The sequence below is a fragment of the Methylomicrobium sp. Wu6 genome (genome assembly GCF_035916875.1).
Taxonomy (GTDB): domain Bacteria; phylum Pseudomonadota; class Gammaproteobacteria; order Methylococcales; family Methylomonadaceae; genus Methylomicrobium.
The window spans coordinates 39,571-65,012 of the sequence record NZ_JAXUHN010000076.1 but is presented as its reverse complement, the minus strand read 5'-3'; the positions used below and the strand labels follow the sequence as shown (position 1 = coordinate 65,012).

Genomic DNA, 25,442 nt, shown 5'->3' with positions numbered 1-25,442 from the left:
CATGAAAAATAAATCACAGCACACCGGTATCCCGCAGAGTCCTGAGCCACGTATTCCATTGTCCACCTATCGGCTGCAATTCAACGGCGATTTCACTTTTAATCAGGCCCGCGAAATCGTTCCCTACCTGAGCGCGCTGGGCATCTCGCACCTGTATGCCTCGCCCTATTTGAAAGCGCGTCCGGGCAGTCGGCACGGCTATGACATCATCGATCACAATGCCTTGAATCCCGAGATCGGCACGGACGATGAATTTGAGCGGCTTTGCGAAACGCTCGCCCGGCACGGCATTGGGCAGGTGCTGGATGTGGTGCCTAATCATATGGGGGTGCAGGCCGGGGACAATGCTTGGTGGCTGGACGTGCTGGAAAACGGTCAGACCGCCGCGCATGCCGGGTTTTTCGATATTGACTGGGCGCCGATAAAGCCTAGGCTGCACGGTAAGGTGCTATTGCCGGTGTTGGGTAATCATTATGGCGCGGTGCTGGAAAATGCCGAATTGCAACTACGCTTCGATGCGGAGCACGGTGCTTTCGGTATTTATTATTATGATCATCACTTTCCTGTGGACCCTGCGCAATACCCGTGCATCCTGGCGTTTCGGATGGATGCCTTGAGCGCACGCTTGGGGGAGGGGAACCAGTTATTGATGGACTATCAGAGTCTGGTCACCGCGTTCCACAATCTCCCGTCCCGTGATGAGGGATCGCCTGATCGTCAGCTTGAGCGCAGGCGCGACAAGGAAGTGCATAAGCGGCATCTTGCAGGTCTCGTTGCCCAATCTTCCGACATTGCCCGGTTTCTTGAAGAGAACTTGCGTATCTTGAACGGCAAGGCAGGGGAATCATCCAGTTTCGACCCTCTCCACGACTTGATCGAGAAGCAGGCTTACCGGCTGGCGTTCTGGCGGGTGGCCTCGGACGAGATTAATTACCGGCGGTTTTTCGATATCAACGATCTTGCCGGGCTCTGCATGGAGAACGAAGAGGTCTTCGATGCGACCCATCAGTTATTGTTGAGGCTGGTTCAGGAAGGCAAACTGGATGGCCTGCGTATTGATCATCCTGACGGTTTGTACGATCCTGAAGCATATTTTTACAGGCTGGTAGAACACTGCAACCGCGCCGGGCGTGCGCCTTATCTGGTGGTCGAAAAAATTCTGGCGGCAGACGAGAATTTGCGCAGCAGCTGGCCGGTGCAGGGGACTACGGGTTACGAATTCACTAATCTGCTCAACGGGCTGTTTGTGGCTACCAGCGCAGCCAAAAGTATGGAGCGCGCGTATAAAAGCTTCATCGGAGAGCATGTCAATTTCGATGATCTACTCTACCGCTCGAAGAAGTTGATCATGAAGTCCGCGCTGTCGGGGGAACTGAATGTGTTGGCCAACCTGCTCTCGAAAATCGCCGAAGCCGACCGCCAAACCTGCGATTACACACTGAACGGATTGCGTACGGCATTGGCTGAAATCGTTGCCTGCTTTCCGGTTTACCGTGGGTACATCAGCGCCCGCGAAGTGGCGCCGGAAGATCGCCGCAACATCGAACAGGCAACCGCAGCGGCTAAACGCAGAAGCACGACAGCGGATCCCAGCATTTTCGATTTTTTGCGCGACGTGCTCACACTGGCCGCGGCAGATGGAAAATCGCCCGCGTACGCCGAGCAGGTGCTGGTATTTTCGATGAAATTCCAGCAATTCACCAGCCCGGTAATGGCAAAAGGCCTGGAGGACACCAGCGCCTATATCTACCACCGCTTGCTGTCGCTGAATGAAGTGGGCGGTGATCCGCGTCGATTCGGTGTGACCCGTAGCGCCTTTCATCGCGCCAATCAGGTGCGCACAGAGCGTCGTCCACATTCGATGTTGGCCACTTCCACTCACGACACCAAACGCAGCGAGGATATGCGCGCCCGCCTGAATGTGCTGTCAGAAATGCCGGCGGCCTGGCGATTGGCGCTACGACACTGGAGCCGGGCCAACCACAGTCTTAAACGCTTTGTTGACAATGTGTTGGTGCCGACACTCAACGATGAATATTTCATCTATCAGACCTTGCTGGGCATCTGGCCGCCTGGCGAGCCGGACGGCAGTGAAATGGCGCGTTTGGGCGTCCGGTTGCAGGGCTATCTGGTCAAGGCGGTGCGCGAAGCCAAGGTGCATACCAGCTGGATAAACCCCAATACAGCCTATGAAGACGCGGTTGTCGCATTCGCGACTGCCTTGATCAATGCACCGGCGGAGAGCCCCTTCATGACCGATTTTCGGCCTTTGCAGCGGCGGATTGCCTGGCTCGGGATGTTCAACAGCCTGTCGCAGACATTGATCAAGCTCACGGCGCCGGGTGTGCCGGATATATATCAAGGCTGCGAATGTTGGGATTTCAGCCTGGTGGATCCCGACAACCGGCGGCCGGTTGATTTCGGCAGCCGGAAGATCATGCTGGCTGCCTTGCAGAATCTTGCCGCACAGACATCGCGGCAACGCAGTGCAGGGGTAAGAGCCATGTGCGACGCGCTGGAAGATGGCCGGGCCAAACTGTGGGTCGTTAGCTCGGCGCTGGCGTTGCGGAAGCGCTGGCCGGACGTGTTTCAGCAAGGAAGCTATTTGCCGCTGGCCGTCAGGGGCGAACAGGCGGCTCATCTGTGCGCCTATGCGCGCATTACCGGTGGCCGTATCGTGATCACGCTGGCGCCGCGTTTCTTCGCGCAACTGCTGGGTAACGCCGATACGCTGCCTCTGGGAGAAAAGGTTTGGGGGGTGACAACAGTCGAACTGCCTTTTCATCGGCCCGATAAGCAATACACTTGCGTCTTTACCGGGAAGGTTCTGAAAACTCAGAAGCAGCAGTCTCGTTGGCATATGTCCGTCGCCCAAGTGCTGGCGGAATTTCCGGTGGGGTTGATTATCGGTGAGACCGTGCCATCCGGAGTCTGAGGAATAATAATGATGAGCGAACAGATAACCACAGAATTAGTCAATGGCCGCCGATTTCCTATTGGGGCGGAGCGAGTGCCCGAAAAAGGTGTGCATTTTCGTGTCTGGGCACCTGAAAGAAAGACAGTGAAACTGGTCATTCTTTCCCAGGCTGAAGATGTTGATCCTCCCCATCCGCCGACCGAAATTGAGTTGCAAAGTGAAGGCAACGGTTATTTTTCTGTCATTGTGCAAGAGGCTTGCATAGGAAGCGTGTACCGCTACCTGCTGGATGATGACCCGCAACCGTACCCTGATCCCGCCTCGCGTTTTCAACCCCAGGGTCCGCATGGACCGTCGCAAGTGGTCGATGCTTCAACGTTCGACTGGACGGACACGGCCTGGACGGGAATCGAAGCCCAAGGCCAGGTCATTTATGAGATGCATATCGGCACGTTTACTCATGAAGGCAATTGGGTCACGGCGGCCAAAGAACTGCCTGAGCTGGCAGCATTGGGCGTGACGGTGCTGGAGATCATGCCGGTGGCCGATTTTCCGGGTCGGTACGGCTGGGGTTACGACGGTGTCAATTGGTTCGCGCCGACACGGCTATATGGAACCCCGGACGAATTTCGCTATTTCGTTAACCAGGCTCATGCCGTGGGTCTCGGCGTCATTCTGGATGTGGTATTCAATCATTTGGGCCCGGATGGCAATTTTCTGGGGAAATTCTCCAGCGATTACTTTTCTACTCGCTATCAGTGCGATTGGGGTGATCCGCTAAATTTTGACGGGCCGAACTCGGGCGCAGTACGTGAGCATGTGCTCGCCAATAGCGCGTATTGGATTCAAGAGTTCCACCTTGACGGACTACGGCTTGATGCAACCCAGCAAATTTATGACTGCTCCGCTGAACATATTATCGCCGCCATCGTACAGGCAGTGCGTAGCGCAGGGGCTCCACGCAAGACCTTTATTGTCGGCGAGAATGAGCCGCAGGATGCAAAGTTGTTTTTGCCTCTCGAACACGGAGGCTTCGGCCTGGACGCGTTATGGAACGACGATTTTCATCATACCGCCATGGTCGCGATGACAGGGCGTGCAGACGCCTACTATAGCGATTACCGGGGGCACGCTCAGGAATTTGTCTCCACATTTAAGCGAGGTTTTTTGTATCAGGGGCAATGGTACTCATGGCAAAACCATACGCGCGGAACCCCGGGGCTGGATATGCCTCCGGCCAAGTATGTCAACTTCATCCAAAATCACGACCAATTGGCCAATTCAGGCAGCGGCAAACGCATCCACTCATTGACCAGCCCTAACCGCTACCGGGCTTTGACCGCTCTGTTCTTATTGGCTCCGCAGACGCCTATGTTGTTTCAAGGCCAGGAGTTTGCCGCCACCAGTCCGTTCTTTTATTTTGCCGACCATAAAGCTGAAATCGCCCATTGGGTGGCGCGAGGGCGCGCTGAGTCTCTGGCCCAATTTCGTGCCTTAGCAACGCCCGAAATGCAGGCCAGACTGCCGGATCCGGGTGACCCGCAAACGTTTACCCATTCAAAACTGGACTTGAATGAACGCAATCTGCATAAGGAAGCCTATGCCTTACACTGCGATTTGTTACGCCTGCGCCGCAATGATCCAGTATTTCAGGCCAGCCGGCAAAGCCATCGTATTGATGGGGCCGTGTTAAGCCCGGATGCCTGGGTGATACGTTTTTTCGGAGAAAATCCGGGTGACGACCGTCTTTTATTGGTTAACCTGAGCCGGGATCTTCATCTGGTTCCGGCGCCGGAACCGCTATTGGCTCCGCCGAAGGATTGTGTTTGGGATGCGATGTGGTTCAGCGACGATCCTCGTTACGGCGGCATGGGCATGCCGCCCTGGCCCCTGCAAGGCAATTGGTATCTTCAAGGCGAATCCGCTGTGGTGCTGCATCCTGTTAAGCCGGCAAAGGAGAGTGTTGATCATGAACAGTGATATTGTGATTCGAACGTATTGGACAGGGGATCTTGCCGAACAGGAAGCGTTGCTAACACGCGAATGGTTGGTCACCAACGGTCTTGGCGGTTATGCGTCCGGAACGATCTCGGGCGTACCCACCCGCCGTTTCCACAGCCTTTTAACCGCCGCGCTTTCCGACCCTCGAGGCCGCTACGTGATGCTCAATCAACTCAGTGAGTTGGTTCGGTTTCCCGATGGCAGCAGCCAGAAAATAGGCGGCATCGAATTGGCGGGCGGAGCGCTCGATTTATACGGCATGTCCAGTCTGCGCGAATTTCGCCTGGAATCCGGCTTGCCGGTATGGCGCTATGAACTGGCAAACCATGTGATTGAAAAATGGATCATGATGCCTTATATGAGCAATACGGTTCTTGTGCGGTACCGCCTGATTTCAGGAACAGGGCCGGTACGGCTCAAGATTCGCTTGGCCGTGCATTTTCGCCGTCATGAGGCTTCTTTGGCCGAAGGGTTTCCGATGGATTCCTACGATCTTAAAGCCTCTGCCGGACGTCTTGAAATTCATGGGTTTTCAATTCCGCCCTTACGGCTTTACGTCGATGGCGAGAACCCGGCATTCACGATTGAAGCCAAACGCTTTAGCGACATTCTTTACCGTATTGAAGGACAAAGAGGCTATGAAGCCCAGGGCAATCTATGGAGCCCCGGCTATTTTCGCGTTGATCTTGCGGCCGGGAAAGATGTCACCTTGATCGCTTCTTCGGAAAGCCGGGAAAGCACCATGTCGCTGTCTCCCGCGGAAACATTTCAGGCCGAACTGGAACGGCGTCGACGTTTACTGGCGGCGGCGCGTCCGGAATTGGCTAAAGGCCTGGCCAAGCAGTTGGTGCTGGCAGCCGATCAGTTTATTATCGCGCCGACCGAGCGGGTTGTCGAAACGTCCCGTATCTGTGCAACCGGCGGCGATGTGCGAACCATAATCGCCGGTTATCACTGGTTTACCGATTGGGGGCGGGACACCATGATCAGCCTCGAAGGTCTGACCTTGACGACAGGACGGCATATCGAGGCGGGCCATATTCTGCGGACTTTTGCCCATCATCTGCGTGACGGCCTGATTCCCAACTTGTTCCCGGAAGGTGAAAGCGAAGGCGTGTATTACACCGCCGATGCGACGCTCTGGTTTTTCCATGCGCTGGAGCGTTATCTCAAGCATACCGGAGATCGGGGGTTGCTCAAGGAATTGCTGCCCAAACTGTTGGATATCATTGACCATCACATTCGGGGCACTCGCTTCGGCATTCATTGCGATCCCGGCGACGGTCTGCTGGTTCAGGGCGATCCGCGTTACGCGTTGACCTGGATGGATGCCAAACTAGGCGATTGGGTCGTTACCCCGCGTCGCGGCAAAGCGGTTGAAATCAACGCTTTGTGGTACAACGCGCTGCGCCTGATGGAAAAATGGCTGCTGGAGGAAAACTTAAGCATAGGCGCGATCGAGATTGCAAAGCGCGCCGATGTCACCCGGCTTAGCTTTAATCAACGGTTTTGGAATGCTGGGACAGGATACCTGTATGATGTGGTCGACGGTGAACGCGGTGAAAACGACCCGGCATGCCGACCCAATCAAGTGTTCGCTTTATCGCTATCCCATCCGGTATTGGATCAGGCGCATTGGCAATCCGTCTTTCAGACTATCAAAGACCGGCTGTTGACGCCGGTGGGGCTGAGGACTTTGTCACCGGATCATCCCGACTATAAAGCCGTTTACCAGGGCGACCTTCGCGCCCGCGATGCCTCTTATCATCAAGGCACGGTCTGGCCATGGTTGCTGGGACCCTACATCGATGCCTGGTTACGCGTTTATCCCGAACAGCGAAAAGACGCGCGCGACTTCCTTGATCAATTATTGGCGAGGCATTTGCATGAAGCCTGCATCGGCTCCGTCAGCGAAGTTTTCGATGCTGAAGGCTTATTCACTCCGCGCGGCTGTATCGCTCAGGCATGGAGCGTAGCGGAGATCCTGCGCGCCTGGGTGAAGGTGGCTGAAAACCACAAAAGGGTTGAATCCAAGTCGGATGAGTATAACCAACGAGAACAGCAAGCAAAAAAGTGAGAACAGGGAAATACAAGCCATGTTAAAAGAGACTTCTTCACTTTCAGGTTCAAAGCAAGGCTTCACCGGCACCTTTGTATCACCCGCAAAACTTGACGGCGCGATTGTCCGAGCCAGCGCGCAACTCCTCGCCCTGCAAAACGAAGAAGGTTATTGGGTGTTCGAACTGGAAGCGGATTGCACGATACCTTCCGAGTACATCCTGATGATGCATTACATGGACGAAATCAACGAAGCGCTTCAGGCCAAGATTGCCAATTATCTTCGCGCACAACAAGGCGCGGACGGCAGTTATGCTCTTTTTAAAGGCGGCGCGGGTGACATCAGTTGCACCATCAAAGCCTATTACGCGATGAAAATGGCCGGCGACTCCGTGCAAGCCGTGCATATGGTCAAGGCACGCGAGTGGATACTCGCCCGGGGCGGCGCGGCCAAGGCCAATGTGTTCACTCGCATCATGCTGGCTATGTTCGAGCAAATCCCTTGGCGCGGGGTCCCCTTCATTCCGGTGGAAATCATGCTGCTGCCCAAGTGGTTTCCGTTTCATATCGACAAAGTATCGTACTGGTCGCGCACCGTGATCGTTCCGTTGTCCATCCTCTGTACCTATAAGGTCAAGGCCCGTAATCCCCACAAAATAGGAATCGGTGAATTGTTCATTACCCCGCCGGATAAGGAAAAGTATTATTTTTTCCACGTCAAAACGCCGCTAGGCAAGGCTATTCTGGCCGGCGAGCGCATGGGGCGCTTACTGGAGCCTTTGATACCCGCTTTCGTCCGCCGCAAGGCTACCGTCAAGGCGCGTGACTGGTTCATGGCCAGATTGAATGGTTACTATGGTCTGGGGGGGATTTTCACGGCCATGGTCAACGCGTACGAGGCCATGGATTACTTGGGGCTCACTCCCGACAATGAACGGCGGCGGATCGCCAGAGCGGCCATCGACCGGTTGCTGATTATCAAGAAGGATATTGCCTATTGCCAGCCCTGTGTTTCTCCCGTCTGGGATACCGGCCTCGCTGCTTTGGCCTTGCAGGAAGTCGACCGCAACGAACGTGATCCACGCACCCAACAAGCGCTTAAATCGGCACTGCGCTGGCTGGCAGGCAAGCAGTTAAAGGATGAAGCGGGCGACTGGCAAATCCAGCGTCCCAGCCTGCCGGGCGGTGGCTGGGCTTTCCAGTTTGGCAACAGCTATTACCCCGACGCCGATGATACGGCGGTGGTTGCCTTTGCCATGGTTCAGGCCGGCGACCGGAAGTTTGCCGGAAATATCGAGCGCGCCGGCGCCTGGATCGCCGGTATGCAATCCAGCAATGGCGGCTATGGTGCTTATGACGCCGACAACATTCATGCCTATCTCAACCAGATACCGTTTGCCGACCACGAAGCCCTGATCGACCCGCCCACCGCCGATGTCAGCGGTCGCTCTATCATGCTGCTGGGCAAGCTTTTAAACCGGCATCCGGAATACCGGGCGACCATCGACAAATGCATAGCTTACTTGCGCAGCGAGCAGGAAACGGATGGCTCCTGGTTCGGTCGCTGGGGCACAAATTATATTTACGGCACCTGGTCGGTTCTGACCGGTTTTGAAAGCGCAGGCGTGCCCAAGAACGACCCCGGCATTCGCAAAGCCGTCGCCTGGTTAAAAGCCAAACAACGTCCTGACGGTGGCTGGCGAGGATAATTACAGTTACGGCTATCCAAAATTCCGCAGCCAATTCCATACCAGTACGGCATTCCATACCGCTCTTGCCCTCCTGGCGTTACTCTCGGCAGGTGAGGCTGACTGCCATGAAGTCGAGAGCGGAGTGAACTATCTGCTCACAAACCAGCAGGCCGATGGGTTCTGGAAAGACGATGGCTCCAATGCTCCGGGCTTTCCCAAGGTTTTTTATCTGAGATACCACGGTTACGATAAATTTTTTCCGCTCTGGGCGCTTGGCCGCTACCGTAACGAGCGCAAGCGCCTGTTTCTCTTCTGACACGGAAAGAATTCCAGAATTTATTGCCGAGAAAGTGGCAATCAGGGATGATAGACGGAAACCCTATACGACTTGTTATACGGTCCAATGTGTAAAGAGGGTGGGACCGATAAAACGTACCCCTACCAACTTTAAGAAAACTCGAAATGCCCCCTCTAAAAAAATATTACGTTATCCGCTTTTTGTGCCTAGTTGGCTTGCTGCTTCTCGCTTTAATCGAAATTCAACCGGTACCCATTACGACTTTAACTGCCCTATATATTTTGCTATTTCGTCCCTACTGGTTTAAAAATTTGATAGATCAAGTTTATTCAAGCAAACCCTTGTTGGATTTGCCCCAAATCTTCAAAAAACAAAAACCGTAATTAACAAAGTGGCGTAAGTCAGTTAGGGTGAGCAACGCTCTTCCTTGCTTACCGCCCGCACGTCAACTGCTTCCGCCATGACGCGTTTGGCGCCTCGTGTGGCTCGACACCTACATAAATTTCGCTCAATTCTTTTCGACCGTGATTTCGACGCGCCGATTCTGCTGTCGACCTTGCGGGTTGTCGCTACCGTCGGGGTTGGTGTTCGGCGCAACGGGCTTCGTCTCACCGAAGCCGGCGGTCGTGATGATCGATTCGGCAACGCCTTTCTTTTTAACCAGCCAGTCTTTCACCGCCTCGGCGCGCCGTTTTGAAAGATCGAGGTTTACTCTCTGCGAGCCTTTGGAATCGGTGTATCCTTCGATGAGCACCTTGCCCTCGGGGAACTGTGCGATCACTGTTCCGACCTTGTCGAGAGTCTGCTCCGCCTTGGACTTGATCTCGGCTTTACCGAAATCAAAAACCACGTCGCCTTCGAGTTTCATGGTGACGGCTTTTTCTGTTTCCTTCAGCTGAAGCTCCTTGCGAGCGGATTCCTCGATCTGCAATTGCTTGCGTTGCAACTCCAACTGCTTCTTATCCAGATCGAGCTGTTTTCTATCGAGTTCGATCTGCTTCTTTTGAGTCTCGAGAGGGATTTCGGTTTCCTGCGCATGCACTGGAGCTAAGCATGCCCACGCCAGGAGCGATGTGCAGATGGATAATCCGGTAGACGGACGAAATTGTGATGGCTTCATAATTCTAATTCCTCGAATTTCAGAGAATGAGCGGGTTTTGATATGCCCGGCATACCAGAACGGCCGTGATGCTGACCTCGCTGCCGTCCGTGTTTACGGCAAGAATGTGGAACTTAACAAATTGTTACCTGGCTACGACAATCCTATCATCCAATAAATTCAGTGGATAAAGATTATCATTTAAGGCTTATCTTCATAAAGCTCCCCAGTCGCACGCCGGCGGATGTGTCATAACAGTTGAATCCGGCATGACACCGCAGCGCCAGAGTCAGTGTTAGGCTGCGTACCAAAGCACCGCGAAGTAATGGCATGTACTACCCGCGATAACGCACAAGTGCCATATTAAATGCCCATACCGCAGGTGAGAATCGATTGCCAGAAAAGCTACGCCTACGGTGTAAGCCACGCCTCCCGCAATCAGCAAGAGCACGCCGGTTTGTGGCACAAACGCAAACAAGGGATCGAATGCGATTACGATCAGCCATCCCATGAGCAGATAAATACCGGTAGGGACCATTGGATGGGACATTTTATCGAATACCACCAGTGCAACCCCGATCGTTGCAAGCCCCCAAATAAGGCTGAGAAGCGTCCAGCCCCAAGTGCCGTGAAGAACCCCAAGTGTGAACGGTGTATAGGTGCTGGCGATGAAGATGAAGATCACACCTTGCTCGAATGCGCGAAATACGCGCTTGGCTCTCCCTATCGGTAAAGCATGATAGAAGGTCGAGAGAAGATAAAGCAGCACCATGGTCGATGCGAAGAGGCTCGCGCCGATCATGAATTCTGAATTGCCGTGGCGTGCCGCATGCCTGATCAGAAACGGTGCTCCCAACAGGGCCGCGACCAGTCCAAGACCATGGCTGACGCTGTTCGCGATTTCTTCCTGTTGCGATTGATCACGCACCGGCGCTGAAAATAATCTACGCATACAGAGTCCTCCTCCCGTCTAACGTTAAACACAGCCAACCGCCCTGAACAGCCATGTTGGAGGTTTCGCTAACTGGAAAATATGATGTCATCGCAGCCATTAAAGTTCAGAAGCTTATGGGCTGGGTTGGAACTAGCGTAATTCCAGCTTTTTCCGGTGGACTTTGGATATGGGGAAATGTTTTGGCACGGTACCGATGGTTTGCTGAAGGCTTAACAGACTTTCCTGGCTCACATGGATTAAGGATTTCGTCCCAATGTTGACGTTGGGAACCAGCATTATATCGGGAAGTTATTGTTGATAAAATCCTAAGACGTTACTTTGGTTTCCTTCATGACGTTAAGGTTCGCCCCGTGTGCGAGACTACCCAGCGCGGAAGCTCATTTGACCGCACTTTGGGCGAGTATCACCGGAGGCCACACGCTTGCTGCAGACGAGTAGGATCTCGCCTACCCCATCCGTATTGATCAGGCCTTCATGAAGCTGGAGGGGTTTCTGCAAACGCATTGTATACGGCATGACCCGGTTATACCACTTCATGGCTTTCTCTCTGCGATGCGTCAAAAACCACATACCGAGATCCAGCAGCCATGAGGAACTGGGCTGCATGCCGAAGACGGCACTCCGTTCTATGGTAAAGCCATGGTGCTGCAACAGCGTCTGGATCTGCTTCGGTTCATAGCGCCGTCGATGGCCGACGAAATCGTCAAAAGGCGTCCACATCTCGGGATGCAGCGGCGTTGACAGCAACAAGGTCGCGCCCATGGTGGCGACACGAGCCAACTCCGCCATGGCCCTCCGATCATCATCCACGTGTTCGATAATATCGAGGGCACACAACAAATCAAAGGTTCTGTCGGCAAAGGGCAATCTGCCAATCGGGGCCAGCACCGGCCTCCCTCCGCAGGCGGCCAGTTTTGTCAACGCATTCATACTGATGTCGACAAAAGCGGTGCCGTCAACGGGCAACCGTGGCCGTAACCCAGGCGCCACTTCCAGGCGACGAGTCGCCCTGGCTACCAGTGGGCTGATCAATGGCCAGGTGTTGTAACGCTCCGGTTCAACCAGTCGGGCATCACGCCAGAGGGGTTCATAGAAATTCCGGTTCGCTTCCAGAAGGTCGCGGTCATTAAGCTTGTTCAAAGTAGTTGCCTAGAGGATGGCATGGAATCTCTGAATCCGTTTCATTTTTTATGTTCCGGATGAGGGTAAGGACCTATGCAAAGTCCGACATGAAGCCGTATAAAACGATTCAATTGGAATTAATCCTTGGATTCAAGTCATAACGACATAATACCACCGGATGGGTCTTCCTGGGTTTTAAGGTACAGTCGATTTGCTTCCCCTCGCCTGGGTCAGAAGAAATTTCCTGGCTTACCCATTCAAGTGAGCCAAAGGCGGTCTTGTGCGAGGGACGGGTTCCAGGGATCGCCAGTGGTCTTATGTACGATACCGTACAGACTACATTCGATCTTCCGGATAAACTTTTTTGCATTCACTAGAGGAGGGCTGTCATGAATATCGCAATCGAACCCCTATTGGCGCTTGTGATAGGGATATTAATTTTGCTGGTGCCGAGGTTTTTAAATTATTTCGTTGCCGTGTATTTGATTGTTGTGGGTATCTTGGGTCTCATACATCAAAGCCCAACATAAGGAGATAGGCCGCAGGAGCCAAGGCCACGCAATTTTGGCGAAGTTTTCAGTTTAACTTTCTTTGTCTAATAGGAGGGCTACCATGTCAATTGGCACAATTTTACTCGTCATTCTTGTCCTGATGCTGCTTGGCGTCATTCCCATCTGGCCACATAGCCGGGAGTGGGGGTATGGACCCACTGGCGGGCTGGGCACCGTTTTGATCATTATACTGGTCTTGGTTATATTGGGAATCATCTAGCCGTAAAACAATATCGACCCGTTTTCACTTTTTCAGCCAAAGCCGATACGAGTGGTCTCATTCGAATGAGTGAAAGACTCTATCCGCGTTGTTTGTCAGGAAGCTAAATTTTATTTAGGCTCGGAGAATAAAAACCATGGCAAAGCAACGAGAACAAAGACGGCACGCTAGAGTTGATCATCCGGGAAATGATGAGGCGCCCATCCGCTTCGAGCTGTTCAGTACCGAACGGCTCGAGCAGCATGCGGTCAGTTTGGCGCAAGCGCAAAAAGTCAGTAGCAGTAAACAGGGGCGAAAACTGATTCCGCGGGTGCGCGAGAATAACCGGGTGCTGCTCGATGCCTATGAAGCTGTCGCCAAGGCGGTCGCCGAGCAGCATGCGATCACGCCGGCGGCGGAATGGCTGCTGGATAATTTCCATGTCATCGAAGAGCAGATCAGCGACATCCACATCGATTTTCCCGAGAACTATTACCGGGAGTTGCCCAAGTTGGCCGATGGCTTTCTCGCAGGCTTTCCTCGCGTCTACGGCATCGCCTGGGCCCTGGTGGCCCATACCGACAGCCGCTTTGCCCCGGAGTTGCTGACGCTTTTCGTGCGGGCGTATCAAAGCGTCGATCCTCTCACCCTCGGTGAACTCTGGGCGATACCGAGTACGTTACGCGTCTTGCTGGTCGAAAATCTGCGCCGTCTGGCGGTTCGCACCATGCGCTCGCAAACCGGTCGCCGACTGGCGGACGAATTCGTCGATCAGATTGAACAAATCATCGCCCAAACCGATAAACCGGACCCTTCATTCCCAGCGGCGATATTACCCGCCGCTCCGCTGCGTCAGGCGTACGCGGTGCAAATCCTGCAACGGTTGCATGATCCGCATCCGGGCGCCGAACTTACCTTCGATTTCCTGAATGAATGGCTCAGCGAGCAAGGCGTCAGTCTGGATGAAATCGTGCATCGGGAACACGCCGAGCAGATCGCCGATAACCTGACGGTCCGCAACATCATCCTCAGCATGCGCGCTATTTCTGCGTTCGAATGGCCTCAGTTCGTCGAGGACGTGAGCCTGGTGGACGAGTGCCTGCGCGCTCACGACGGCTACATGGCGATGGATTTTCTGACTCGCGACCGTTATCGCCACGCGATCGAGGATCTCGCCAAGCGTTCGCCGTATTCCGAGGTGGAGATTGCTCGCCGGGTCATCGCTAAAGTTCAGCGCGCCACTGAACAATCTGCAATCGGCATACGGCAGTCCGAGCCGGGTTACTATTTGATCGGCGCCGGCCGTTACGCGTTCGAACGGGAAGTCGATTTTCGACCTTCGTTCAAACAATGCTTGCTGCGTGCCTATGTCGCCAATGCGGGGTTCACTTACGCCGGCAGTGTCGTCCTGTTGACAGGGTTGCTGCTCGCACTGCCTTTGGGCGCAAGCTTAGCGGCAAGTCTCGGCGGATTTCAGCTGTTCCTACTTGCTTTGTTCAATGTCTTCCCCGCGGCGGATATCGCCGTCGGCCTTGTTAATCGGCTCATCATTGCGGGTCTTCCTCCGTGTCACCTGCCGCGACTCGACCTGAAGGACGGCGTACCGCAGGCTCTGAGCACGTTCGTGGTTGTACCGACAATGTTCGTGAGCGAGACCGGGGTAAAGGAGCAAATCGAGCAGATGGGGATCCGCTATCTGTCCAATCCGGACGGCGAGGTGCGCTTTGCCTTGTTGTCGGATTGGAGCGATGCGGAGCAGGAAACGATGCCGAACGATGCGCGGCTGCTGAACAGTGCGGTTGCCGCGGTGGCCGCGCTTAACGCCAAATACGGAGAGCAACGCTTTTTTGTATTTCACCGCAAGCGCTTATGGAACCCAGGCGAAGGCAAATGGATGGGCTGGGAACGCAAGCGCGGCAAGCTGCACGAGTTTAACCGCTTGCTGCGTGGCGCGGTTGATACGTCTTTTTTGCCGATCGATGGCAAGCCGGCAGCCGTTCCTTCCGGTGTTCGTTATGTCATTACCCTTGATGCCGACACCAAGATGCCCATGGGGCTCGTATCAAACTTGGTGGGAGTGGCCGCCCATCCGCTGAACCAACCGGTGGTCGATCCGAGTACCCGGTGTGTCGTGGATGGCTACGGCATTATCCAGCCACGCGTGACGCCGACCTTGCCGCATCGGCAGGAACGCTCGATGTTTCACCGGATTTTTGCCGGTGCTTCCGGCACCGACCCTTACTCCAGCACAGTATCCGAACTTTATCAGGATTTATTCGGGCTGGGAACCTACAGCGGCAAGGGTTTATATGATGTGGACGCGTTTGAAGCCGCGCTGGCCGGACGCGTACCGGAAAACACCCAGCTCAGTCATGACTTGTTCGAGAGCGTATTCGCGCGTTGCGCGCTGGTCAGCGATATCGAGTTGTTCGAGGAATTTCCTTCCCACACGGAGGTTGCGGCATCGCGGCAGCACCGTTGGGCGCGTGGCGATTGGCAGCTGTTACCCTGGATATTTGGACCTCGCGGCAAGGATATGCCGATGATCGGGCGCTGGAAGATGCTCGACAATTTGCGCCGATCCCTATCGGCTCCGGGAGCCTTCGCCGCACTGGTCGCCGCCTGGGCTATCCCGAATGCACCGCAGGTGATGCTGATGGGTTTCGTCCTGGCGGCGTTGGCATTTCCCGCCATCCTGGCCATCACAAGTGGATTCGCGTTTCCGCGTCGTGGCACTTCGTTAATGACCCATCTTCGCACAACGGGTGAGAATGTGTTATGGGGATTAGGCAACGCTCTGGTGGAGCTGACCTTGCTTGCCCAGCACGCCTGGCAGATGACCGACGCCATCGTCAGCACCTTGGTACGGCTATTCATTACCCGTCGTCGATTACTGACATGGACCACTGCCCTGCAGGCAAAGACCGCGGCAGGTCATGCGATGAAGAATCTGATCCGCCCCTTGGGCATCTCGTCTACGGTCGCTGTCGGCGCCGGCGCTATTGTGCTGATTTTCAATCCGGCCGGAATCCAGTTTGCGGCGCCGTTTTTACTCTTATGGTGGCTGGCGCCGGTCATCGCCCGCGCGTTGAGCCTTCCGCCAAAACTGGATCTGGATGAGTCGCTACAACCCGAGGATAGTGTGCAGCTTCGCTTGGTCGGAAGGCGTATCTGGCGCTTTTTCACGACCTTCGTGACCCGGGAAGAAAACTATTTGCCGCCCGATAATTTTCAGGAAGACCCGCAACCGGTTATCGCTCATCGCAGTTCGCCGACCAATTTCGGTCTGTATCTGTTGTCCGTGGTAACCGCCCGGGATTTCGGCTGGCTGGGATTAAGTGATACCGTTGACCGACTCGAAGCCACGCTGACGACACTGATCGCGCTGCCGCGACTGCACGGCCATTTTTACAATTGGTACGATACTCACGATCTGCACATGCTGGAACCCCGCTATGTCTCGACCGTGGACAGCGGCAACCTGGCAGGGCATTTACTGGCGCTGGCTCAGACCTGCCGGGAAACATTGAATCGGCCGCTTTCATTTTCCACGGCATTGCTGGGGCTTACGGATACGCATCGATTGCTGATGGCCGCGCTCGCCAATATTAGCGATGACCGGCGTACGCTCACCGTGAGTCTGAAAGAACTGCGACAACAAGGTGTCTTCCTCGGGACACTTTTGGGAAGTCATCCCGTTGATTATGATGGATGGAGCCGCCTGTGGCGGCAGTTGACGGGCTGCGTTGACACGCTGCAGGATCTGGCTCGCACCTATTCTGCGGAACGCGGCGATTCAAGAGACAGCGAAGTGTTTGCGTGGGTGACGTTGCTGCGCGAGGACATCCGTTCTCACGTACGCGATGTGGAAAGTCTGGTTCCCTGGATCCATTTTATGGGACACCTGGATGCTTCGACTGGAACGGATACGCAGTATCTTCAACTTGAGGCGTTCCGGAATCAGTTGAGCCTAGATACTCACCTGCATGACTTAGGCGACAACTACGCATTGGCTTTGGCTCATCTTGAGGCATCGTCACATGGGCTCTTGGCATCATCCGCGAGTCTGGAAACATTGTCGATGACGCTGCAACGCGCCGGAGACCAGGCCGAAGCGCTCACAAAACGTCTGGAATCCCTGTCCGCACAGTTGTATGCGTTATTCCATGAAATGGATTTTCGCTTTCTCTATGACAAGACGCGGCATATGTTTGCGCTGGGTTATCGGGTAACGGAAGGGGCGCTCGATGACAGCTATTACGATCTGCTGGCCTCCGAAGCACGCCTCTCCAGTTTCATTGCGATCGCCAAGCGCGATGTGCCGAGCATGCACTGGTTCCACCTGGGAAGACGGGTGACTCGCGCCGCGCATGGCACCGTGCTACTGTCGTGGTCGGGATCGATGTTCGAATATCTGATGCCTTCTCTGGTGACCTATACTCCACGTTACAGTTTGCTCGATCAGACTTGCCGATTGGTGGTGAAGCGGCAGATCGAATATGGCAAAGAACGCGGCGTGCCGTGGGGGGTTTCCGAGTCGGCCTTCAATGTTCGCGACCTTTTCTTCACTTATCAATATTCTGCTTTTGGCGTGCCTGGTTTGGGAATGAAGCGAGGGCTCGGTGAAAATCTGGTGATCGCCCCCTACGCGACCGCTTTGGCCGCGATGTACTTTCCGCATGCCGCCGTGGAAAACTTCCAGCGCCTGGAAAAAGAGGGGGCTCTAGGCCCTTTCGGCTTTTACGAAGCACTTGATTACACCCCGATCCGGCTTGCTGAAGGCCAGCAGGTGGCGATGGTGCGTTGTTACATGGCCCACCATCAGGGCATGTCTCTGGTAGCCATTTCCGATGCCGTCCATGACGGTAGAATGCGCCATCGTTTCCATCGTGCACCGCTGATCCAGGCTGCCGACCTGTTGCTGCAGGAGCGCATTCCGCGCGGCGCGGACACCAGCAGTTTACCGCTCTTCCAGGACCTTTCCGAAGTCAAGGAATCGGTGCAGCCGCCCAGCCGGCGCGCGCCTTCGCCTACGTCTTCGGTGCCTTCCTCGCATCTGCTCTCCAACGGCCGTTATGCGGTGATGATTACGGCCGCCGGATCGGGTTACAGCCTTTGCCAGAATCTGGCGGTGACACGCTGGCGCGAAGACGTGACGAGGGATGCGTGGGGCAGTTATATTTATTTGCGCGATATTGAAAGCGGGCAGGTATGGTCCGCCGGCTACCAGCCGACGACGCTGGAGCCCGATCTCTACGAGGTACTTTTTGCCGAAGATCGCGCCCGAATCACCCGAACGGACGGCAGCATCACCAGCACTCTGGAGATCGTCGTATCGCCCGAGGATGATGCGGAAATTCGCCGCCTGAGTCTGACCAACAATGGAATACAGGCACGGGAAATCGAGATCACGTCCTACGCGGAGATCGTACTCGCACCGTTGCCGGCCGACATCGCGCATCCGGCTTTTTCCAACTTGTTCGTCCGGACCGAGTATTTTCCCCAGGCGTGTGCGCTGATCGCACAGCGGCGCCAGCGTGCGGACAGTGATCCGGCCCTCTGGGCGGCGCATGTGCTGGCCTGTTCCGGAGCCGGAGACGGCCTCCAATACGAAACCGATCGGGCCCGTTTTGTCGGGCGTGGACAAACGCTGCGGGAACCGATCGCGGTGAGGGATGGGCGGCCTTTGACCAACACGGTTGGCAGTGTTCTCGATCCGATATTCAGTTTGCGTACACGGATTCGCATCGCCGCAGGCGCAACCGAACACGTGACCTTCACGACCCTGGTCGCCGCTTCGCGCCAAGTGCTGGAGGAGTTGGCCGACAAATACCACAATACGGCGGCGTTTGACCGCGTGTCGTCCCTGGCGTGGACTCACGCCCATGTGCAGCTGCATTATCTGCGTACCCAGCCGGACGAGGCTCATCTTTTTCAGGATCTGGCTAACCGCTTGGTCTATGCCGATCCCTCGTTGCGGTCTGCCGGCAGGTTGATGCAGATGAATACCTTGAATGTCACCTCGCTGTGGCAATATGGTATTTCCGGCGATCGCCCGATCGTGTTATTGCGCGTATCGGAGCCGGAAGACCTAATCCTTGTCGAACAATTACTGCGTGCCCACGAGTACTGGCGTATGAAAGGCCTTGCAGCCGACGTCGTGATTTTAAATGAAAAAGAGTTTTCTTACGCTGGAGACTTACAGACTTTGCTGGAAGGCATGGTGCGTGAAAAACAGGCGCTTTGGTTTCATCAAGAGCATAAAATCCAGGGTGCCATTTTTGTTCTACGTGGTGATCAGCTCTCAGCCGAGGAACGGCGAATGCTGCAATCAGTCGCGCGCGCGGTGCTGGTCAGCAATCGTGGCACATTGGCCGAACAACTGTTGAGGCACCCGAGGCCGGCGGCGGATTTCGTTGCGCCGAAAGCCTTGACCACTTCCGGAATGGATTCGCTACCGTTGTCTGTCCCCCCACTCGAATTTTTTAACGGACTCGGTGGTTTTGCCGAAGACGGGCGCGAATACGTAATCGTGCTCGACAAAGGCCAGTGGACACCGGCCCCCTGGATCAATGTGATCGCCAATCCCGAATTTGGCTTTATGGTCTCGGAGTTGGGCAGCGGCTGCACCTGGTGTGGTAACAGCCGCGAAAACCAGTTGACACCTTGGTCGAACGACCCGGTCGGCGATCCGCCCGGGGAAGTTTTCTATTTACGTGACGATGAAACGAACGACTTGTGGAGCCCAACCGCGCTGCCGATCCGGGTCGAAAATGCGAGCTATGTGATACGCCACGGACAAGGGTATAGCCGTTTCGAGCATGCCTCCCATGGGATTCATAGCGACCTGTTGCAATTCGTCAGCCCGGACGATCCGGTCAAGATTTCGTCTTTGACGTTGACGAATGTTTCGGGGAGAATCCGGCGTCTGACCATCGCGTCCTACGTGGAATGGGTGCTCGGCGCCTCGCGGTCCGTGGCTGCACCTCACGTGATCACCGAGTTGGACCCGGAAACCGGCGCCCTGTTTGCTGTCAATCCTTGGGACATCGAATTCGGCCAGCGCATTGCCTTTGCCGATCTCGCTGGTCTGCAAACGGGGTGGACGACGAATCGGCCCGAATTCATCGGCCGCAACGGCAGTCTGGATGCGCCGGCAGGCATGTTGAGTCCCAAGGCGCTGAAAAAGCGCGTCGGTGCGGGGCTGGACCCTTGCGCGGCGCTGGCAACGGTGATCGAACTCGAGCCCAATGGACGCGCCGAGATTGTCTTCCTGCTGGGACAAGGCAATGACCGCGTCCATGCCAGCGAGTTGGTCCGGCGCTATCGAACAACCGATGTCGCAACCTTATTTACCCAAGTGAAGCAGTCGTGGGAGCAGGTTCTCGACAAGGTTCAGGTGAAGACCCCTGACCGGGAACTCGACCTGCTGTTGAACCGTTGGCTGCTTTATCAAGCCCTGAGTTGCCGAATGTGGGCTCGGGCCGCGTTCTATCAGGTGGGCGGGGCATTCGGCTTTCGCGACCAACTGCAGGACAGCATGGCTCTGGCGCTTGCCCGTCCCGATCTAGTCCGCGCGCATCTGCTTCGCGCCGCGTCGCGCCAGTTTGTAGAGGGCGATGTGCAGCATTGGTGGCATCCTCCCACTGGACGTGGCGTGCGTACCCATTTCTCCGACGACCTTGTCTGGCTGCCCTATGCCGCATCCCACTATATCAAGGTCAGCGGCGATGCCGCAGTGCTCGATGAAATGATAACGTTTCTGGAGGGGGCTCAACTTGAGCCGGGACAGGATGACGCCTATTACGAACCAACTCAGTCGCCGCAGCACGCGACCCTTTTCGAGCACTGCGCGCGTACGCTCGATCTCAGCCTGAAAACGGGCGTGCATGGGCTACCCCTGATGGGGAGCGGCGACTGGAATGACGGTATGAATCGGGTCGGCAACCAGGGCAAGGGCGAGAGTGTCTGGATGGCCTGGTTTCTGTTCGCTACGCTCTCCGAATTCGCCAGTGTGGCGGAGGGTAGGGGAGAGCATGATCGGGCCAGCCGCTGGCGCGAGCACGCCGGCCAACTGAAGACAGCTGTGGAAGCGGAAGGCTGGGATGGAGCATGGTACCGGCGCGCCTTTTTCGATGACGGCAGCCCCTTGGGCTCCGCCGCCAACGCCGAATGCCGCATCGATTCGATTGCGCAGAGCTGGGGAGTCATTTCCGGCGCTGCCGAGAACGAACGCGCGCGGCGGGCGATGAATTCGGTACGGGAATACCTCGTTCGCTACGGCGACGATCTGGTGTTGCTGTTCACTCCGCCTTTCGATAAGACTGAGCGCGATCCGGGTTATATCAAGAGCTATCCCCCAGGCGTACGCGAGAACGGGGGCCAGTATACCCACGCGGCGATCTGGGCCGTCATCGCCTATGCCCTGCTTGGTGAAGGCGATCAGGCAGCGGAACTGCTGCGCATGCTCAATCCGATCAACCGGACGGCCACTCGCGCCGGCGTTTATGCCTACAAGGTCGAGCCGTATGTGCTGGCGGCGGACATCTATGCCGAGCCACCCCATGTGCGACGCGGCGGCTGGACCTGGTACACGGGGGCAGCGGGGTGGTACTACCGTGCCGGAATGGAATGGATCCTAGGCTTTCAGGTCCTTGCCGGCCAATTGGTCTTCGATCCTTGCATTCCCAGGGGATGGCGCAGTTACAACATTTCTTATCAGTACGGTAATACCCGTTATGCCATCACGGTTGAAAATCCGAACGGGGTGGAGCGTGGCATCGCCTTGATAGAACTCGATGGAGAAGCCCTGGCAAACGGCAATGGCATTATCTTACAGGACGATGGAGGACTGCATCGGGTGCGGGTGGTGCTGGGTTAAACGCCTTAGCACGGTCACTTATGAATAGGGACGATAACGATGTGGAGCGGGTAATATTCGGTGAGTTATTTGAATTTATTTGACAATCAACATTTTTAATGTGAGGAGAAGGTCATGGACTTAATTTCGCTAGTGGTAGTTCTTATCGTCGTCGGCTTGCTGTTGTGGCTGGTCAACAACTACATCCCAATGGATGGCCGCATCAAGCAGATCCTGAACATCGTGGTGATCATCGCGGTAGTGCTGTGGTTGCTCAGCGCGATCGGCGTTTTGGGCATGCTCCCGATGGGGCTGATTTCAGTGATGGTGAGCCTGATCGTCGTGGGTCTGCTGCTATGGCTTGTCAATACCTACATCCCGATGGAGTCACGCATCAAGCAGATCCTGAACATCGTGGTGATTATCATGGTGGTACTATGGCTGCTGAACGTATTTGGTGTGATGAGCGCAATTCCGCCGTTAATACTTTCGGTGGTGGTGGGTCTGATCGTCGTCGGTATTCTGCTGTGGCTGGTCAACAGCTTCATTCCGATGGAGGCGCGACTGAAGCAGATCTTGAATATCGTCGTATTGATTGTGGTGGTGCTGTGGTTATTGAGCATATTCGGTGTTTTCAGCGGCGTTCCGCGGATTTACTTTGGAAATCATTAGGTTATGATCTTAACGAGGTGCTTCCCTAAAGTATTATTATGATAGTGCCGCTATTTTTGCGAAAGCTTGTTTTGGGGCTAAATAGCGAGCAAAACTTTCGAAACTGATTAAAAATAAGTAATGGAAAGTTTTACCATTGGGCGTTTATCTAACCATAAATTCAACACAGAAACGCCTTTCCAGAAGAGGTAGTAAACCCATGGAAATAGGGAGCCAAGCCCTTCCTTTGTGGCTGGTTCTGTTGTCAGCCTCTCCGGTTTAGGCAGCCGGTCACGAGGAAATCCCTCCGACAGAGGCGGCGACCCGACAGATCGTATCGATGATCGAGAAGCGCGTGCGGGATTTGTCTTGAATTTTAGCGAACGAATATTTACAGGAGAACATCATGAAACCTACCCCCCCCTCCAATGTGCATCAAAACACTGAAAATCTGACTTCTGATGAATCCGGCATCCTGCTCGATCCGCTGGATCAGACAGCCAGGATTTCCGAACTTGCTTATTACAAGGCGGAAAGAAGAGGGTTTGAACCGGGCCATGAACTGGAAGATTGGCTTGACGCTGAACAGGAATTGGCGTCGAAAGAGGAATAGGTTCGGTTGAATGCCGCTTCAGTGCGTAATGAAAGGCTGGAATCAATCGGTTCTGCAATTCCGGCCCCAGATAAATCATCAAGTTGCGGCAACTGAGCAGATCGAGTTTGGTGAAAGGCGGGTCTTTAGTCACATTTTGGATAGCGAACACTACCATTTCACGGATTTCCTTCTTTATCCGATAGCCGGCATCTTCTTTGGTAAAAAATCGCTGTAGCCGTTCCGGGGTGACATCCTGAGCGATATTGGCTGGATAACAACCGGCGCGGGCGATGGTGACGGCCTCGGCATCCAGATCGGTGCTGTAGATTTTCACCTTGAATTGATGGTGATTCTGCTCCATCAGTTCTTTCAGCAGACGGACACACAGTCAAATTTAACCAGATATGTGCGCCAACGTACCGACTACGGCTAATTTTGCCGATAGCATTTCCTCGAAAGTCTTTACGAAATCCCACCTGGCCCTGATTCTTAGCTCTAGGTCGAGATGCCTTGTTCGTCTTTGTTCACACTCGTTTCCCTCAGGAGAAATCCCATGACTCATTTAGCCCACACTCCCTCTGAACACGCCATGCAAGCCTGTATCGACGCTTGTAGTCATTGCCATCAGGTCTGCCTGCAAACCGCCATGAACCACTGCCTGGAGGCCGGCGGCAAGCACGTAAAACCCAAACACTTTCGCCTGCTGATGAACTGCGCCGAGATTTGCCAGACATCGGCCAATTTTCAGCTCAGTAGCTCTCAATTTTCGCACCATCTCTGCGCTGTCTGTGCCGAAGTTTGCGAGGCATGCGCGTCGGATTGCGAGAAGGTCGGCGGCATGGAAGAATGCGTCGATGCCTGTAGGGAATGCGCCGAGAGTTGCCGGCAAATGGGAAGCGACAAGTACTAAGCGCAAATCGGGTTCTTCAGTTATGTATCTGTCAAGACACGTGTTGTTCACTGCGGCATCGATAGCGCTAACCGCTTGTGGCGAGGTGGCGCAATTGCCGATTCCGGCAGGCGTCGGCACTCACCCTCAATTGCCGCCACCCAATCCGACGTTGATTCCCACGATGAACATCGCAAAGGCTGTAGGCTGGCCGAAAAATGAAAAGCCGTTGGCGGCGCCGGGGATGACTGTAAATGCCTTTGCCGACGGACTCGATCACCCGCGCTGGTTGACTGTGCTACCCAACGGCGACGTATTGGTCGCCGAGACCAATGCGCCATCCAGACCCAAGGACGGGCAGGGTATCAAAGGTTGGATCATGAGTCGAGTCATGAACGAGACTGGCGCAGGTGTACCCAGCGCCAATCGCATCACTTTGCTCCGTGATGCCGATGGTGACGGCGTGGCCGAAACGCGTTCGGTGCTCATAGAAGGACTCAACTCGCCCTTCGGCATGGCGTTGGTAGGCAGCGATTTCTACGTGGCCAACACCGATGCGGTGGTCAGATTCCCTTATACCGAAGGCGAAATCCGGATCGCCCAGCCAGGAACCAAGGTGCTGGACCTGCCGGCAGGCCCCATCAATCATCACTGGACCAAGAACCTAATCGCCAGCCGTGACGGGACACGACTCTATGTGACGGTGGGATCGAACAGTAATGTTGCCGAGAACGGTATCGATCAAGAGGTCGGCCGCGCGGCCATTTGGGAAGTGGACCCCAAGCTTGGAAGCTACCGCGTCTACGCATCCGGTCTGCGCAATCCCAACGGTCTCGCTTGGGAGCCGGATGGCGGAGCACTTTGGACCGTGGTCAACGAGCGCGATGAACTCGGCAGCGACCTGGTTCCGGATTATCTGACTTCGGTACCCGACGGCAGCTTCTTCGGCTGGCCTTATAGCTACTATGGCCAGCATCCGGATGAACGGGTGCAGCCACAACGGCCCGACCTGGTCGCCAAGGCCAGGGTGCCGGATTATGCACTTGGAGCACACACCGCTTCGCTCGGCCTGGTTTTTTCCAAGAGTCGCGCATGGCCGACACCATTCGACAACGGCGTTTTCATCGGCCAGCACGGTTCCTGGAATCGTAAACCACGCAGCGGCTATCGGGTTATCTTTGTCCCTTTCAGTGCTGGCAAGCCCCTCGGCGATCCGATCGACGTGCTGACGGGCTTTTTGAGTACCGATGGCGAGGCGTTCGGGCGTCCGGTGGGTGTCGTGCTCGACACGCAAGGGGGGCTGCTGGTCGCCGATGATGTAGGCAATGTGGTCTGGCGCGTAACATCGTCTGTCAAGACCTCTGGGCCTAAATCCGGACGCAACCCACTGACCGGTAAGCAGCAAACTTTGTTGGCAGCAAACCTTAATTAATGTACGTTGCCGCACCGACTTTATCCAGCTTCGCCTGTATTGTTATCCCAGAGCGATAAAAAACATAGATACGCTCGAATAATCGGGCGCTGGTGATCGTAAAAAACGAACAAAAGTGTCATTA

General features: G+C 55.1%; 13 protein-coding genes and 2 pseudogenes. 11 read left to right on the top strand and 4 right to left on the bottom strand.

The genetic code is table 11. The annotated features are described in order from the left end of the window. Position 1 precedes the first annotated feature (1 nt). From treY to shc, 4 genes and pseudogenes are all read left to right on the top strand, one after another. Positions 2-2,935, top strand: coding sequence for a malto-oligosyltrehalose synthase (treY, locus tag U2W12_RS10710; RefSeq protein WP_326500671.1), 2,934 nt, complete (start codon positions 2-4; stop codon positions 2,933-2,935). A gap of 12 nt (positions 2,936-2,947) precedes the next feature. Next, positions 2,948-4,897: a malto-oligosyltrehalose trehalohydrolase gene (gene treZ, locus U2W12_RS10705; protein ID WP_326500670.1), complete on the top strand. Its 1,950-nt coding sequence runs from the start codon at positions 2,948-2,950 to the stop codon at positions 4,895-4,897. Then, positions 4,887-6,995, top strand: a complete 2,109-nt coding sequence (locus U2W12_RS10700; protein WP_326500669.1) for an amylo-alpha-1,6-glucosidase — start codon at positions 4,887-4,889, stop codon at positions 6,993-6,995. Before treZ ends, U2W12_RS10700 begins: the two co-directional genes overlap by 11 nt. Beyond that, a pseudogene (shc, locus tag U2W12_RS10695) lies at positions 6,958-8,983 on the top strand (squalene--hopene cyclase). Before U2W12_RS10700 ends, shc begins: the two are co-directional and overlap by 38 nt. 490 nt (positions 8,984-9,473) lie before the next feature. Here shc and U2W12_RS10690 read toward each other — a convergent pair. From U2W12_RS10690 to U2W12_RS10680, 3 genes are all read right to left on the bottom strand, one after another. After that, the gene (locus U2W12_RS10690; RefSeq protein WP_326500668.1) at positions 9,474-10,085 is read right to left on the bottom strand and encodes an OmpA family protein; all 612 of its coding nucleotides are present in this window, start codon (positions 10,083-10,085) and stop codon (positions 9,474-9,476) included. A 274-nt stretch (positions 10,086-10,359) separates the two neighbouring features. Then, complete coding sequence (locus U2W12_RS10685; RefSeq protein WP_326500667.1) at positions 10,360-11,016, bottom strand: hemolysin III family protein; 657 nt, start codon at positions 11,014-11,016, stop codon at positions 10,360-10,362. Between the two features lie 363 nt (positions 11,017-11,379). Beyond that, positions 11,380-12,159 carry a methyltransferase domain-containing protein gene (locus tag U2W12_RS10680; protein ID WP_326500666.1) on the bottom strand — a complete coding sequence of 260 codons (780 nt, stop codon included), beginning with the start codon at positions 12,157-12,159 and terminating at the stop codon, positions 11,380-11,382. 371 nt (positions 12,160-12,530) lie between these two features. Between U2W12_RS10680 and U2W12_RS10675 the strand changes: the two genes are divergently transcribed. The 5 genes from U2W12_RS10675 to U2W12_RS10655 all read left to right on the top strand — a co-directional run bounded on the left by U2W12_RS10675 (position 12,531) and on the right by U2W12_RS10655 (position 23,015). Further along, positions 12,531-12,671: a DUF3096 domain-containing protein gene (locus U2W12_RS10675; protein WP_326500665.1), complete on the top strand. Its 141-nt coding sequence runs from the start codon at positions 12,531-12,533 to the stop codon at positions 12,669-12,671. Positions 12,672-12,759: 88 nt separating this feature from the next. Continuing rightward, positions 12,760-12,912: a DUF3309 family protein gene (locus tag U2W12_RS10670; protein ID WP_326500693.1), complete on the top strand. Its 153-nt coding sequence runs from the start codon at positions 12,760-12,762 to the stop codon at positions 12,910-12,912. A 136-nt stretch (positions 12,913-13,048) separates the two neighbouring features. Further along, entirely contained in the window at positions 13,049-21,772 is an 8,724-nt protein-coding gene (locus U2W12_RS10665) for a glucoamylase family protein (RefSeq protein WP_326500664.1), read from the top strand. A 114-nt stretch (positions 21,773-21,886) separates the two neighbouring features. Then, on the top strand, positions 21,887-22,423 hold the full coding sequence (locus U2W12_RS10660; RefSeq protein ID WP_326500663.1) for a Thivi_2564 family membrane protein: 537 nt from the start codon (positions 21,887-21,889) through the stop codon (positions 22,421-22,423). A gap of 385 nt (positions 22,424-22,808) precedes the next feature. Then, positions 22,809-23,015 carry a DUF2934 domain-containing protein gene (locus tag U2W12_RS10655; protein ID WP_326500662.1) on the top strand — a complete coding sequence of 69 codons (207 nt, stop codon included), beginning with the start codon at positions 22,809-22,811 and terminating at the stop codon, positions 23,013-23,015. 19 nt (positions 23,016-23,034) lie between these two features. On the opposite strand, the pseudogene U2W12_RS10650 reads toward U2W12_RS10655, so the two are convergent. Next, positions 23,035-23,358, bottom strand: a pseudogene (locus U2W12_RS10650) (CheR family methyltransferase); the annotation flags it as partial. 192 nt (positions 23,359-23,550) lie between these two features. On the opposite strand from U2W12_RS10650, the gene U2W12_RS10645 reads away from it, so the two are divergent. Both U2W12_RS10645 and U2W12_RS10640 read left to right on the top strand, forming a co-directional pair. After that, on the top strand, positions 23,551-23,907 hold the full coding sequence (locus tag U2W12_RS10645) for a four-helix bundle copper-binding protein (RefSeq protein ID WP_326500661.1): 357 nt from the start codon (positions 23,551-23,553) through the stop codon (positions 23,905-23,907). Between the two features lie 85 nt (positions 23,908-23,992). Further along, positions 23,993-25,318: a sorbosone dehydrogenase family protein gene (locus U2W12_RS10640; RefSeq protein ID WP_326500692.1), complete on the top strand. Its 1,326-nt coding sequence runs from the start codon at positions 23,993-23,995 to the stop codon at positions 25,316-25,318. Positions 25,319-25,442 lie beyond the last annotated feature (124 nt).

Bases quoted from the DNA above. Each gene is read 5' to 3' on its own strand.
- treZ (WP_326500670.1), top strand. From the start codon at position 2,948: ATGAGCGAACAGATAACCACAGAATTAGTCAATGGCCGCCGATTTCCT.
- U2W12_RS10645 (WP_326500661.1), top strand. From the start codon at position 23,551: ATGACTCATTTAGCCCACACTCCCTCTGAACACGCCATGCAAGCCTGT.
- U2W12_RS10665 (WP_326500664.1), top strand. From the start codon at position 13,049: ATGGCAAAGCAACGAGAACAAAGACGGCACGCTAGAGTTGATCATCCG.
- U2W12_RS10660 (WP_326500663.1), top strand. From the start codon at position 21,887: ATGGACTTAATTTCGCTAGTGGTAGTTCTTATCGTCGTCGGCTTGCTG.
- U2W12_RS10690 (WP_326500668.1), bottom strand. From the start codon at position 10,085: ATGAAGCCATCACAATTTCGTCCGTCTACCGGATTATCCATCTGCACA.
- U2W12_RS10675 (WP_326500665.1), top strand. From the start codon at position 12,531: ATGAATATCGCAATCGAACCCCTATTGGCGCTTGTGATAGGGATATTA.
- U2W12_RS10700 (WP_326500669.1), top strand. From the start codon at position 4,887: ATGAACAGTGATATTGTGATTCGAACGTATTGGACAGGGGATCTTGCC.
- U2W12_RS10685 (WP_326500667.1), bottom strand. From the start codon at position 11,016: ATGCGTAGATTATTTTCAGCGCCGGTGCGTGATCAATCGCAACAGGAA.
- U2W12_RS10655 (WP_326500662.1), top strand. From the start codon at position 22,809: ATGAAACCTACCCCCCCCTCCAATGTGCATCAAAACACTGAAAATCTG.
- treY (WP_326500671.1), top strand. From the start codon at position 2: ATGAAAAATAAATCACAGCACACCGGTATCCCGCAGAGTCCTGAGCCA.